Origin of the sequence: Actinophytocola sp., from assembly GCF_035762905.1 — a bacterium.
Taxonomy (GTDB): domain Bacteria; phylum Actinomycetota; class Actinomycetes; order Mycobacteriales; family Pseudonocardiaceae; genus DASYTH01.
Map to the genome: position 1 here is coordinate 119,614 of NZ_DASUCC010000109.1, position 13,269 is coordinate 132,882.

The following is a 13,269-nucleotide window of genomic DNA, read 5'->3' on the forward strand; positions in this document are numbered from 1 at the left end:
TCAAACCCCGGCTGGGCAGCGTGGCGTTGCGGGACCTGACCGTAGGGAAGGCCCAGGACGTGTACACCGCGCTGTTGCGGAGCAACGCCACCCGCACGCATCCGCTGTCCCGGCCACGCTGCAGCGGATTCGGGAAGTGCTGCGGGCCGCGCGGGGCGGTGCGATCGGCGCGGGCTGATCACCCGCCGACACCTACACCAGCGTGTTGCCCTGCCTGGCCCACCAAGCCGCCGAAGCCACCGCCGAACTCATCCGCCGCGCCGGCCGCGACCGCTGGCACTGGCCGGGACACACTAAACCCAAGCGCCGCAAGGAAATTCGCAGCCGGTACGGTGCCGGACCAGCACGAGCGCGAGGTGCGGCCCACCAGCAAGATCTCCATGATCTCGGAAACCTGCTGGTGGGCGTCGATCCAGACGTGGTAACCGCCAGGACTCGAACCCCGAACCCGCTGGTTAAGAGAGCGGACCGGCCGGGCCGATTGTCATGGCGTTGGGCTCTCGTGCTGTGCGGATTGCCGGTTTTCGGTGCTGTAGAGGGACCGGAGTCGTTGTTTGGAGAACTTTCCGGTGGCGGTCTGGGGGATCTCGTCGAGGAAGAACACCTGGTCCGGCAGCCACCAGGAGGCCACGCGGGTGCGGAGGTGATCGCGCACGGTCTCGGCGGTCGGCGTGGCCCCGGGGCGGGCGACGACGTAGGCCACGGGTCGTTCGCCCCATTTGGGGTCGGGGACGCCGATGACGGCGGCTTCGGCGACATCGGGGTCGTCCATGATGGCGTTCTCCAGCTCGACCGAGGAGATCCATTCACCTCCCGACTTCACGAGGTCCTTGGTGCGGTCGACGATGCGTACGTAGCCGAGATGGTCGACGGTGGCCACGTCACCGGTGCGCAGCCATCCGTCGTCGGTGCACGCGTCCACGCCGGGTCGCGGCCCGAAGTAGCTGGCGGCGATGGTGGGGCCGCTGACTTGCAGCTCGCCGGGCGTGCGGCCATCCCAGGGTGCCTCGCGCCCGTCGTCGCCGACGATGCGGATCTCGGTGAGAGGGATGGCCGGTCCGGGCGTGCCCAGCAGCGCGCGCTGCTGCTCGTGTGTGTACCGGTCGTGCGCGGTGCCGACGCGGGAGGTGGTGACCACCGGGCTGGTTTCGGTCATGCCCCAGGCGTTGGTCAGCGGCAGGCCGATGGCGTCCTGGTAGGCGCGGGTGAGCGCCTCGTCGACCGCGCCACCGCCGGACACGATCTGGCGCACGGCGGACAGGTCGTGCTGGTCGAGCAAGGGCAGCAGCCCGCGCCAGATGGTGGCGACCGCGGCGCCGAAGGTGACCTTGTGGCGGGCGAGCATTCCCGCCAGCTCCGGTGGGGTCATCGCCGGTCCGGGGAGCACGAGGTCGGCCCCGCAGAGCATGGCGCCGTAGGGCAGACCCCAGGCGTTGACGTGGAACATCGGCACGATCGGCATGACCACGTCGCGTTCGTTGATGCCGAAGGTGTCGACCATCAGCAACAGGCTGGCGTGCAGAACCATGGAGCGGTGACTGTAGAGCACACCTTTGGGGTTGCCCGTGGTGCCGGAGGTGTAGCACAGCGCGGCGGCGGTGTTCTCGTCGGCGACGGTGAACTCCCGTCCGGTGTCCCCGACCCGGGCGAGGAGGTCTTCGTAGCCGACGATGCGGGCGTCGTCGGGGATCTCGGCGTCGCTGCCGTCGTCCATGACCACCACCGCGCGCACGGTGGTGAAGGTGTCGACCAGGGGCCAGATGGTGGGCAGGATCGAGCGGTCGATGAACAGCACATCATCGGCGGCGTCGTTGACGATGTAGGTGATCTGCTCGCCGAAGAGCCGGTGGTTGACGGTGTGCAGCACCCGCCCGGTGCAGGGCACCGCCAGGTACAGCTCGGCGTGACGGTGGCTGTTCCACGCGAAGGTACCCACCCGAGCGTCGGTCGGTACGCCGAGCTCGTCGAGGGCGGCGGCCAGGCGCCGTACCCGTGCGCACACCTCGGCCCAGGTCATGGTCGTCTCCCCGCCGACGCGGCCGGACACCACCGTCTTGTGCCCGAAGTAGCGTTCGACCCGTCGGAAGACGTGCGGCAGGGACAGCGGACGGTCTTGCATCAAGCCGAGCATCCGACCTCTCTTCACCGACTTGTCCGGACATCAGCGCGTGCAGACGAAGCTTGAGGCGTTGTCCGGATCGCCAGCGCGATACCTTGGCCAGCCAGGGAACTCGCACAGTGGACGGGTTCGGTTGTGGTTCACGTCGGCCACGACCTGGTTCGCCGGCGACTGTCCACTCTCGACCCAGCGCTCGAGCGCCGAGAGCGAGTCCCAGCCGGCGGCGAACGCCGGCGTGCCGAAGTTCGCGTGGTTCGGGTGCCGTGGCCGGGGAGCGGGCTTGTGGGCCCAGGTTCCGAAATCCGCGCCGGACCCGGGCCGCCAGATCCACATTCCTCGCCGCCTCGGTCGGCACCACGAGAGTTGACGATCGGCATAGTGCAGGCCATGTTCACCGCGCTGCTGCGCACCACATCGGCGCGGGGTCGGCCGTTGGCGCCGACGACATCGCACCGCATCCGGGGAAGCGTTGACGGCAGCGCTCAATGCCGCGATCCGGCGTGGACTGTTGAGGCAGAATCCGGCGCATTGGGTGGAGTTGCCCAACGGGCGGCGGCCGCGGGCGGTGGTGTGGATCGAGGCGCGGGTGGCCTTGTGGCGGGCGACGGGGGAGCGGCCACAACTGGCAATCTGGACCGCACGGCTGACATTGATTCCGGTTACCCGTCCGCCGCTGTGCACGGATCAACGTCTTGATGCGGCCCCGGACCTTGAAAAGTGACGCTCCATGTCTCGTGGTCCCATGCGCGGCCGGCACCAGCGATTTCAGGCCGTGGCCGCCTAGTAAATGATCAGCGTCCCCGAAACTCGGACTCGTCACCGAGTCACCTACCAGCATCACCAGCTCGTCATGCGCATCGTCGCTGCCGGTGAACAGTCCCGGGCCTCCATGCCGGCTCCTTCCGCGCCGGATCATCACCACGCGGTCCAAACCGCCGTGCGGGTCCCTGCCGATGTCAGCTTGTCAGCTGGGCGGTGCCTGGCTCTCTAAACCGGCATGAAACCGGTGCGATACATGCCTGACATGTGCGGGCGCTCTACTGCTTGTGACTTGCCACAGGTGAGGCGCGCCTAGGGTTCCGCGGCCGGCAGGCCGGCTGGTCCGAGAGGCGCAGGCGGCCCGGCCGGGTCGCTCCACGGCGGGATAAAAGCCCGGGAGAGCGCCGATGTCCGGCTGCTCCCGGCAGCCGGCCAGCGACGGAGGACGCATGGCCGATCCCGATCACCTGCACGACCGCTACGGTCCTGAGGCCCGATACGCGGTCGCTCGCGAAGCCGAACTGCCCAGCACGGCCTGGGAGCGCGAGGTCGCCCGCGGTATCGAGTTGGGGCTGCCCGCCGCCGAGTCTATTGTGGACAGAAGGATCCCAACGTTCTCCCGTGGTGAGTTGCCGCACTTCGCCGGGATCAACACCTTTCTCAAGGCGACCTACCTGGAAGATGTGCGCCAGTGTGGCGAGTTCGACGTCGCGGTGCTCGGTGCGCCGTTCGACGGCGGCACCACCTACCGCTCCGGAACCCGGTTCGGTCCGCAGGGCATCCGCAAGATCTCCGCGCTGTACGGGCCGTACAGCTTCGAGCTCGGCGTCGACTTGCGTGAGTCGATCACCATTGCCGATCTCGGCGACGTGTTCACCATTCCGGCCAACATCGAGAAGACCTTCGACCAGATCTCCAAGGCGGTCAGCCACGTCTACGCCAGCGGCGCGTTTCCGGTGGTGCTCGGCGGGGACCACTCCATCGGTTACCCGACCGTGCGCGGCGTGGCCGAGCACCTGCCTGGCAACCTCGGCATCATCCACTTCGACCGGCACGTCGACACCCAGGAGACCGATCTGGACGAGCGGATGCATACCACGCCCTGGTTCCACGCCACCGACATCCCCAACGTGCCGCCCAAGAACCTGGTGCAGATCGGCATCGGCGGTTGGCAGGCACCACGCCCCGGCGTCAAGGTCGGTCGGGAGCGCGGTACCACGATCATGACCGTGACCGACTGCGTGGACATGGGAATCGAGGCCGCCGCCGCGCGGGCGCTCGAGGTGGCCTGGGACGGCGCCGAAGCCGTGTGGCTCTCCTTCGACGTGGACTGCCTCGACGCGGCGTTCGTGCCGGGGACCGGCTGGCCGGAGCCCGGCGGATTCCTGCCCCGCGAGGTGCTGAAGTTCATCCAGCTCGTCGCCGAGCGTCCGCTGGCCGGCATCGAGGTCGTCGAGTGCTCGCCGCCCTACGACAACGCCGAGATCACCTCGCTGATCGCCACCAGAGTCATCTGCGACACGCTCGGCTGCCTGGTCCGGGCGGGACACCTGCCACGAAGGAGGGCCGAATGATCCGTCGACGCGTACTCGCCCTGACCGCCATACTCCCGCTGGCCGTGCTCGCGGCCGGCTGCTCCAGCGGCGGCGAACCGGCAGCCGGCCCGGGCCGGATCACCATCGGGTTCAGCGCCTGGCCCGGCTGGTTTCCCTGGCAGGTCGCGGCCGAGCAGGGCCTGTTCACCAAGCACGGCCTGGACGTCGAACTGAAGTACTTCGACAGCTACACCGACAGCCTGACCGCGCTGTCCACCGGCAACCTCACCGCCAACAGCCAGACCCTCAACGACACGCTGTCCTCCGTCAGCGGCGGCGCGCAGCAGACCATCGTGCTGGTCAACGACAACTCCACCGGCAACGACCAGATCATCGCCGCGCCCGGGATCAACGCCGTTGCGGATCTGAAGGGCAAGCGGGTCGCCGTCGAGCAGGGCACCGTGGATCACTACCTATTGCTGCTCGCGCTGGAGAAGGCCGGGTTGACCCAGTCCGACATCGAGCTCAAGCCGCTGCTGACCGACGCGGCCGCGGCGGCGTTCGTGGCCGGGCAGGTGGACGCCGTCGGCGTGTTCGCGCCGTTCACCAGCACCGCGCTGCAACTGCCGGGCAGCAAGGCGATCGCCACGTCGGCCGACTTCCCCGGCGCGATCCCCGACCACCTGGTGTTCGACGCCGGGTTCGTCCGTGACCACGGCGACACCGTCCAGGCGGTCGTGCAGACCTGGTTCGACACGCTGGCCTGGATCGAAGTCAACCCGGACAAGGCAATGGACATCATGGCCAAGCGAGCCGGGGTGAGCGCGGCCGACTACCGCGGCTACGACGCCGGCACCACGATCTTCAGCCGGGAGCAGAACCTGGCCGCGTTCGAATCCGGTGACACGCCGGCAAATCTTGACCACCAGGCCCGCTCGATCGCCGAGTTCCTTGTCGAGGCGAAGCTGGTGGACACCATGCCGCCGCTGGACGGGCTGCTGGAATCACGGTTCGTCCGGGCGGTGGCCGCGTCGTGACGGTCATGTCGCGGCAGCCGACCGCGGCGGACGGGCGGGAGAGCTGGCCGAAGCTGCCGCGCCGCCCACCGGCGCGCCGCAGGCCCCGGCTGCTGGCCATCCGGGCGCCCATTCCGCGGCCGGCCCGGTGGGTGCTGATGGTCCTGTCCGTCGCAGTGACGCTCGGCCTGTGGCAGGTGGCGAGCCTGCTCATCGACGGGCGACCGGACTTCCTGCCGTCGCCGGGGCAGGCCGTGCGGGCCGGCGTGGACCTGGCGGTGTCCGGTCAGCTCGGTACCGACATCTGGGCCACGGTCAACCGGGTGCTGCGCGGCTTCGGGCTCGCCGTGCTCGTCTCGGTGCCGCTGGGCCTGGCCATGGGTTCGTTCCGGGCGGTGGCCGCCGGGCTGGAGCCGGTGATCGGTCTGCTGCGCTACCTTCCGGCCAGCGCGTTCATCCCACTGCTGATCATCTGGCTCGGGCTCGGTGAGCCGTCCAAGGTGGCTCTGCTGTTCATCGGCACGGTCTTCTTCAACACGCTGATGACCGCGGACGTGGTGCGACTGGTGCCCGGCGAGCTGATCGACGTGTCCTACACGCTCGGCGCGCGCCGGGGCGAGGTGCTGCGCAAAGTGGTCGTGCCGCACGCGCTGCCGGGCATGATCGATGCGATCCGGGTCAATGCCGCGGCGGCGTGGAACTTCGTCGTGGTGGCCGAGCTGATCGCCTCGGAGTCCGGGCTGGGCTACCGCATCGTCCGGGCGCAACGGTTCAACCAGATCGACCGGATCTTCGCCGTGCTGATGGTGATCGCCCTGATCGGCCTGGCGATCGACCTGCTGCTGCGGATGCTGCGGGATCGGGTGGGCCGGTGGACATGACCATGCTCTGCCTGTCCGGGGTGGGCCGGCGCTTCGCCCGGCGCGGTGGCGAGGTGCTCGCCTTGGACGGCATCGACCTGGAGGTGTCCCGCGGTGAGTTCGTCTGCGTGGTCGGGGCCAGCGGGTCGGGCAAGTCTACGTTGCTGGCGCTGATCGCCGGACTGGACCGGCCCTCCTACGGCACGATCCGGCTGGCCGGGCGGCCGGTGACCGGCCCGGGTCCCGACCGCGGCCTGGTGTTCCAGTCCGGTGCGGTCTACCCGTGGCGCACGGTGGAGCGCAATGTCGCGTTCGGACTCGAGCTGCTGCCGATCGGGCGGCCCGAGCGGCGTAAGCGGGTCGACTGGTACCTCGCGGAGACCGGGCTGGAGCGACTGCGGCACGCCCTGCCACGGCAGCTCTCCGGCGGTCAGCGGCAGCGGGTGGCCATCGCCAGGGCGTTGGCAGGTGAACCGGAGGTGCTCCTCCTCGACGAACCGTTCGGCGCGCTGGACGTGCAGACCAAGGAGGACATGCAACTGTTCGTGCGGCGGGTGTGGCGCGACACCGGCACCACCGTGCTCATGGTCACCCACGACGTGGAGGAGGCGGTGTTCCTCGGCCAGCGCGTGGTCGTGCTCGCCTGCGACCCCGGCCGGGTGGTTGCCGACCTGCCCGTACCGTTGCCCGACGACCGCGACCTGGCAGTCAAACGAGACCCGGTGTTCCTCGGCCTGCGCGCCGAGGTGGAGGACCTGGTACGCACTCACCACCACAACGAGTGAAAGATCACCAATAGCACTTGGTGATCATGTCGTCGAGACGAACGAATTTCAATCCGCCGGTGGCGCCGATGACGGCCTTGACGAACACGTGCTCACCGCCGACACCTACACCAGCATGCTGCCCTGCCTGGCCAACCACGCCGCCGAACTCATCCGCCGCGCCGGCCGGGACCGCTGGCAACGACCAGGCCACGCCAAACCCAAACGCCGCAAGACAATCCGCAAAGCAGGAGGCCAGACCAGCACGAACACGAGATCGAGCAAGCTGGTCCCACGTTGGCCACATCCGGGACTCACAGATCGACAACGCCCACCAGCAAGATCCCGATGATCTCGGAAACCTGCTGGTGGGCGTCGATCCAGAAGCGTGCGCCGCCAGGGACTCGAACCCCGAAACCGCTGGTTAAGAGCCGGCCCGGCACTGTGTCGACCTTTATCACCGCGTGTCGCCCCGTGCCGTTTCCGCAGCCCAGCGACAAGCGCTCGTGTCAGCGCATACCGCACCATGTCGGCTAGCAACGCCGCCGCCGAGCACCCACGGAGCACCCACCGCGCCGCGACCGGCAGCGGTGCGGCGGGTGGCCGGTGGGAGTCAGGTCATGCGCGTCCCGGTTGCCTTGGCCAGTGTGGGGTGATCGGGCAGCGCGTCCAAGCATGCCCTTGCAGGACGCAGCATAGGAGCACGCGCGGGGTGCCCGACCACCCGCTAGGGCCCGCTTACGCCCAGTAGGTCACCTGGTCAACACGCACGAAGCCCATCGCGAACAGGAGCCTCGCGACCCGGTCGGGTCAGCAGCTCGCTGAGCCGACCCCGATAGGTGTATGGCAGCGGGCTAAACGGGTGAATATCGCTGTCGATGTAACTCATACAGGTGCGTGGTCGTTAGTCCTAGTGGGGGACAAATCAGTCGGGAGTGTCATGTCGCAGCCCACACCATCCACCGCACCCACCTACCAGCCCGTGCCCGCACCGCCACCAACCAAACGGAGGAAGAAGTGGCTGTGGGTGCTCGGTGTGCTCGCCGCGGTCGTCGTGGTCATCGCTGTGGCCAGCAACGCGAACAAGGACACCGGGACCGTGACCGACCCCGGCCCGGGAGCGGCAGCCCAACCTGGGCCCGCCAATTCGCAGTTGGCGTTCGGTCAGCAGGTCGAGAAGGACAGCTACGTCGTGGCGCTGTCCGTGCCGGCACCGTTCAAGCCCTCGTCGGCCGCGTTCGCGGGTGAGCCGATCGTGCGGGCGGTGCGGTTCGAGTTCTCCTTCACCAACAAGACGGCCAAACCGATGAACCCGTTCGAGATCAACGTGCAGGCAACCGCCAACGGCCGGCAGGTGGAGAAGATCTTCGACACCGGTATCGACCTGCCGACGGCTGACGTCCTGCCGGGCGCGTCAACGAAGTACGCGGTGGTGTTCTCAGTGCCGGCTGACTCGGTGGACCTCACGGTGCAGGTGTCGCCGGGGTTCATCACGGACAACATCTACTACCTCGGCAAGGTCTGATCGCCCTGCCGCGGAAAGACAGGTACGGCCCCACGGCGATTTCTCGACGCGGCATTCATAAGATCGAGTCAGCTCCTTACGCATCCGCGCTGAATGGTGCCGCCGGCGGGTGCGATAGTTGACCCGTAGTAGGTGGCTACAACCATCTTTGCCAGGCCACCGCAGGTACCCGTAAGTGCGCCACCCCCGGCCCTTTCCGAGGGTGGCGCCGCCGAATCGATCCACGGTAGTCGTCCCGGATCTCACCCATGCCGCAGGCTCATGAAATTAGCCTGCATAGAACGTGCCTTGGCCTATACGACCCGCACAGCGGGCTCGGACGCGGATAGCGCCCGATGATCAGGATCGCGAAGAAACGCCCTGAGACCGGAACGGCGGCAGCCTGCTCGAAGGAGATGTCCACCAACACCTTCGCGCAGTACGCGGTCGCTCGAACCGGCAAGCTCGCCCCGACGCCGGCGAATCTCCGTTCCGGCCAGGTTCCGGCCCGGGCTGGCGTACTTCGGGCGGCGCGGTCCGAAGCCGGCGAGCCGGATCGGGTAGGGCAGGCCGGACATGGTGTGCCAGGTGCCTCGGTTCCATGCTGGCCGCGTGTACCCGCACCAGAACGTCGTCGTATCCGATGGTGGGTGTGTCGATCTGCGTGACCCGGAACAGGTCCTCGGGAGCGGAGCGGGCAGCCGACTGAACGGGTTAGACCGCACCAAATGTTCTCGACACGGCGTTGAGCCTGCTCGACTACAGCGGCCGGCCACCGAACTGCCCGGCTCGCAAAGCCCTGGTCGCGCTGGCGTAAGTATTTGCGCCGGGCATGATCTGTTCCAATGACGCGGCCCGCTCACCTCAGGTGGTGCTGGGAGCAGGCCGCCACCGGCGAATTTACCGCCGGTCCGGTCGAAACACATTACGCTCTCTGGGTCAATCCGTCGGCGACAGATCGCCCTGAATTAACGACTCACGACGCTAGGGCATCCGCTCGACAGCCCCTGCCGTTCGATGCCGGTCTCTCATTGGCAGCAGTGGAAGCGGCAATCAGGCGGCCAGGTTTCACGAAGGTTACGCCGGGCGGCGCGCGAGTGGCGGCTCTGGGCTGGGCAGGCGCAGTGCGTCGATCTTCGCTTCGAGGGCGCCGATCAGATGTCGATACCTGTCGATTCGGTCGAGCAGTTCGGCGATCTCGGGACTGTCCGTTGCCCGGCGGCCGCGGGACCCCGCCAGCTCGTGCGCGGTTAGATGTCTCACGTAGGCAAGCTCCGCTGGCTTCGCACGGCGGGGATTCCACCATGCCCGTTCGCGCGGATCGTACAAGAGGTGTTCGCCGGTACTGTCGTGCCAGTGGGCTGGCTCGGTGCCGGTAAGTATGCTCATAGCGTTTCCTTCCGCAGCACGAGTCGCCTCGTCGTTTGCCCGCCCTCGGCCAGCTCGGGCTTCCATTCAGCTCCGCACCGTCATCTGGCACCTGATTCCCGACCTCGACGCGGTTCGTTGGAACTCGCGATATTTGTCGGGCCGACGAATTCAGTCTCCACGAGCGGGTCGGCATGCGCCAGTGCCGTAGGTCCCCGTCCTTGTGACTCAATGCCCGCGGCACTTCAAAAGGCCAGCGGTGTTTGGTCACGGAGGATTTGATCCGGCCTGCCCGTGCGTGGCGGGACCATTGGCCCGACATGGCGGCGACCGCCCCGTGATGACTGTTGTCGACGGCTCGGCCGCCGCACTACACGCGGTGCGGCGGGCGGCCGTGCAAGCAGCCCGCAGACATGCAGCCCGACCGCGGCACCTGCCCGCAACCAGTGTGGTGAACCGCGGTGGTAAGGGGTGGCGGGCCTGGCCAACGCTTTGCAGGATTTCGCGGTACTAAGGGAGATTGTCTTTCCCGCACCGTTAAGGCGCCGATGTCCGTCGACCCGTTCCGCCAGGTTTGCAGGACGGGGCGGGCGCTGTTGGCCACGGCAGTTTGGATGCCGCGGTGCGGTGGTCATCCGCAGCTGTCAACGGCGCGCGAACTTTCAGGCGTCGCCGACAGCAGCACGCGGGTCTGGCCCGACTCGGTCCATCATCTGGGTGATTGTGGTCGTGGGCCTCGGTGCGAATGGTTCGTAACCCGGTCGGCCAGATCTCGGTGTATTTGCGGCGGCCAATCAGGATCATTTGGCTGGGCGTGGGGTGGCGTCCGTGGAGGCCGTGGCGTGTTGGCATCGGCGAGGAACTGCTCCACCGTCGGCTGGACGTCACGGTCCGCGATCGGCTGTGTAACTGACGGTATGTAGTGGCGGTAGTGGGGCACGACCCCCGGCGTTGGCCTACCTGACGGATGCATCCGTCGTTCTCCGTCCGGCGGCGGGCGATCCGGCCAGCGGTGGCAGGCCACAGGAACTCGCCACCCAGCCGCCAGGCGATGTCACCTCTCGTTCGGTCCTAGCGGGACATATCGTGGTCGCGTACGGTGGGCGGGCCCGAGGGCAGGTGGCGAGAAGTGGTCATCCGGCTGGTCGCCACTCGCCGCCCTGCTCGATCGCCGATTCGATCGCGACTTCTTCGGCGACCTCGACCCGAGCAAGAGCATGGGCGGCTACCATGCCGGCATTGTCCATTAAGGACAGTGGCTCGGCCGTACCGGCAGGCAGTGGGGGGCGTGCCCATCAGTCCCGATCGGACATTGTTAAGACCACCTCCACCGCTGTTCGCCCTCATGAGGGCCCCGGCGTCCCGAAACGACCATCCAGTGCTGCCCCGAGCTCACGGCGACCGGGTCGGCCCGCCGGCCGCGGTACGGCGCCGCTTGACGCCGGCGTGCGCGCCATCTTCGCCGTCCTACCGAGGGTCGGTGCCGTGCGGATCGGTTGGCTCTGCCGCGCGACTTCTCCAGGGCACCTGACCACCTCGTCTTTGGAGTATGTGCTGTCCGCGGGGTGCTACTTGGTGCGGCGTTGTGCTATCGCAGTTGTGTTCCTCAGCAGGACGATTGGGGGTTGAGTGGCTGACGATCAAGGAGTTCCGGAGACGGGTAGGCCGACCATCATCGCCTTCGGGAGCATCACATTTGGGCACCACTCAGGCGCGGGGGACAAACAGCACATCGAACCTGAGGGGGTTCCTCATCGGGTGCGTCTTTAACTCCGCTGGGCAGGCCAGCGGATACCCCCCGTGCGGGGGACTGAAGTATCTGTCAACTCTTCCGCGGGGTAGGCTGCACAATTGTTGCCCTGGACCCCGGCGGCGTGACATGTCCGCGTGATGATCGCGGACACTGACCACGAGCCGAGGTCCTTTTACGTATATGAAACTCTCAAGTCGCTTCGAACAATGGTGGCATACGCATCGTGCCCGGTAACGCACAACACTGCGGCCTCAGCGGTGGCGGCATCTACCACGGCGTGCGAGCATGTTGACCGCCACCGGCCTGCCGATGCTCATCGCCGGCAATACCGCGCTGGTCAGTGGCGGCGCCGCGGTGGTCGGCAGCGTCCCGGCAGTGCCGCAAGGGCGCCGGCTGACCACCTCACCGGTGACAGCGCACCCGTGCGCACATTCCACAACAATGTCCTATCCACTATGAAGGAGCACCTCATGGGAATCGTCATCATCGGCGGTCTGATCGACTCCGTTCTCGGCATCGTCAACGGCGCGGTAGTGGCCATCACCAGCGCCGCCAGCGCCGTCCTCCTCCCCCTGCTCCCCATTTAGCACCTAGACCCTGAGGCCTCCATTAGGACGCACCGGCCGGCGGGGGTGGCCCGCGGAACTTCAGGTTAGGGAGCTCTGGGCCAGTCAATATCGGCCGGCCACCGCGCGGGTGTAACCAGCCACACGCACAACCCCACAATTGATGTTCCACCCAATAGGTATAGGAGCACGTAATCATGGGTATCGTCATCATCGGCGGTCTGATCGACTCAGTCGTCGGCATCGTCACCGGCACCGTGTTCGGCATTGTCGGTGCGGTCAGCGCCTTGCTTCCCATCTAGGCATCAGGGCTCGATCGGCACGACCCTCGTCCGGCGTGGCCGGCCGGCGGGTCGTGCCCCCTGCGCAGTCGGCACCTACCACGCTGAGACCGACCATCCCGTCGCCGCCGCCATCATCGGCTCCGAGCGGAGGTCTCGGTGGTCCTACCCCGACGGACGACCGGTCTAGCCGCCCCGGCAGTGTTGAGTGTGAATCCGTCTCGATCGAGACGTGGTGGACCATCGTCACCGCCGCACGCGCCGTGGTCTGCTCCGTAGTGGACGCACCCGTCGGACTTTCCGAGGATTCGGTGCGACTCCAAAGGAGCAGACACTGTGAGGATTCACCATCAACAGATCCGCCGGGGGATCGTCGTCACCATGGCCGCAACCCTTGCGGTCCCCCTCATGTGGGCACTGGCCCCGCTGACCGCGTCCGCCGCGGTCAACTGCGTTGTGGGTCCCGGCGTGACCCAGACCGATACGGTCGTGACCGGAAGCCCCGGCAACGACACGATCGACTGCGGCGGCACCAACCCCGCCAAGACCATCAACGGCAACGGTGGAAACGACACGATCACCGGCTCGGACTTCGACGACACGATCAACGGCGGCGACGGCAACGACACCCTCACCGGCGGCACCGGCGCCGACACCCTCACCGGCGGGCTGGGCATCGACACCATCTCCGGCAGCGCCGGCAATGACATCCTCGTCGGCGCCTCCAACGACGGCAGCCAGGAC

11 protein-coding genes and 1 riboswitch are annotated in these 13,269 nt (G+C 67.5%); of the genes, 7 read left to right on the forward strand and 4 right to left on the reverse strand.

Going from position 1 to position 13,269, the window contains the following annotated elements:
• Positions 1 to 484 precede the first annotated feature (484 nt).
• Both VFV67_RS23865 and VFV67_RS23870 read right to left on the reverse strand, forming a co-directional pair.
• Positions 485 to 2,119 (reverse strand): long-chain fatty acid--CoA ligase, encoded by a 1,635-nt coding sequence (locus tag VFV67_RS23865; protein WP_326472853.1) that lies wholly within the window; start codon positions 2,117 to 2,119, stop codon positions 485 to 487.
• Positions 2,120 to 2,161: 42 nt separating this feature from the next.
• Positions 2,162 to 2,452, reverse strand: a complete 291-nt coding sequence (locus tag VFV67_RS23870; protein WP_326472854.1) for a tannase/feruloyl esterase family alpha/beta hydrolase — start codon at positions 2,450 to 2,452, stop codon at positions 2,162 to 2,164.
• A gap of 136 nt (positions 2,453 to 2,588) precedes the next feature.
• Here VFV67_RS23870 and VFV67_RS23875 point away from each other — a divergent pair, with 136 nt between their 5' ends.
• The 5 genes from VFV67_RS23875 to VFV67_RS23895 all read left to right on the forward strand — a co-directional run bounded on the left by VFV67_RS23875 (position 2,589) and on the right by VFV67_RS23895 (position 7,074).
• Entirely contained in the window at positions 2,589 to 2,840 is a 252-nt protein-coding gene (locus VFV67_RS23875) for a hypothetical protein (protein WP_326472855.1), read from the forward strand.
• A gap of 339 nt (positions 2,841 to 3,179) precedes the next feature.
• Positions 3,180 to 3,280: riboswitch (guanidine-I (ykkC/yxkD leader) on the forward strand.
• Between the two features lie 47 nt (positions 3,281 to 3,327).
• Positions 3,328 to 4,452 (forward strand): agmatinase family protein, encoded by a 1,125-nt coding sequence (locus VFV67_RS23880; RefSeq protein ID WP_326472856.1) that lies wholly within the window; start codon positions 3,328 to 3,330, stop codon positions 4,450 to 4,452.
• Entirely contained in the window at positions 4,449 to 5,450 is a 1,002-nt protein-coding gene (locus VFV67_RS23885; protein WP_326472857.1) for an ABC transporter substrate-binding protein, read from the forward strand. The genes VFV67_RS23880 and VFV67_RS23885 overlap by 4 nt, the downstream gene beginning before the upstream one ends.
• Before the next feature lie 5 nt (positions 5,451 to 5,455).
• Entirely contained in the window at positions 5,456 to 6,310 is an 855-nt protein-coding gene (locus VFV67_RS23890; protein WP_326472863.1) for an ABC transporter permease, read from the forward strand.
• Entirely contained in the window at positions 6,307 to 7,074 is a 768-nt protein-coding gene (locus tag VFV67_RS23895) for an ABC transporter ATP-binding protein (protein ID WP_326472864.1), read from the forward strand. Before VFV67_RS23890 ends, VFV67_RS23895 begins: the two co-directional genes overlap by 4 nt.
• Before the next feature lie 4 nt (positions 7,075 to 7,078).
• Here VFV67_RS23895 and VFV67_RS23900 read toward each other — a convergent pair whose 3' ends face one another.
• Positions 7,079 to 7,267 carry a hypothetical protein gene (locus tag VFV67_RS23900; protein ID WP_326472858.1) on the reverse strand — a complete coding sequence of 63 codons (189 nt, stop codon included), beginning with the start codon at positions 7,265 to 7,267 and terminating at the stop codon, positions 7,079 to 7,081.
• A gap of 726 nt (positions 7,268 to 7,993) precedes the next feature.
• Here VFV67_RS23900 and VFV67_RS23905 point away from each other — a divergent pair.
• The gene (locus VFV67_RS23905) at positions 7,994 to 8,578 is read left to right on the forward strand and encodes a hypothetical protein (RefSeq protein WP_326472859.1); all 585 of its coding nucleotides are present in this window, start codon (positions 7,994 to 7,996) and stop codon (positions 8,576 to 8,578) included.
• Between the two features lie 1,056 nt (positions 8,579 to 9,634).
• Here VFV67_RS23905 and VFV67_RS23910 read toward each other — a convergent pair.
• Complete coding sequence (locus VFV67_RS23910; RefSeq protein WP_326472860.1) at positions 9,635 to 9,820, reverse strand: hypothetical protein; 186 nt, start codon at positions 9,818 to 9,820, stop codon at positions 9,635 to 9,637.
• A gap of 3,041 nt (positions 9,821 to 12,861) precedes the next feature.
• On the opposite strand from VFV67_RS23910, the gene VFV67_RS23915 reads away from it, so the two are divergent.
• Positions 12,862 to 13,269 (forward strand): calcium-binding protein (locus VFV67_RS23915; protein WP_414636161.1); only part of this gene is annotated, 408 nt, incomplete at its 3' end.

Coding starts and splice junctions, on each gene's coding strand:
- VFV67_RS23865 (WP_326472853.1), bottom strand. CDS start 2,119: ATGCAAGACCGTCCGCTGTCCCTGCCGCACGTCTTCCGACGGGTCGAA.
- VFV67_RS23870 (WP_326472854.1), bottom strand. CDS start 2,452: ATGTGGATCTGGCGGCCCGGGTCCGGCGCGGATTTCGGAACCTGGGCC.
- VFV67_RS23880 (WP_326472856.1), top strand. CDS start 3,328: ATGGCCGATCCCGATCACCTGCACGACCGCTACGGTCCTGAGGCCCGA.
- VFV67_RS23885 (WP_326472857.1), top strand. CDS start 4,449: ATGATCCGTCGACGCGTACTCGCCCTGACCGCCATACTCCCGCTGGCC.
- VFV67_RS23890 (WP_326472863.1), top strand. CDS start 5,456: ATGTCGCGGCAGCCGACCGCGGCGGACGGGCGGGAGAGCTGGCCGAAG.
- VFV67_RS23895 (WP_326472864.1), top strand. CDS start 6,307: ATGACCATGCTCTGCCTGTCCGGGGTGGGCCGGCGCTTCGCCCGGCGC.
- VFV67_RS23905 (WP_326472859.1), top strand. CDS start 7,994: ATGTCGCAGCCCACACCATCCACCGCACCCACCTACCAGCCCGTGCCC.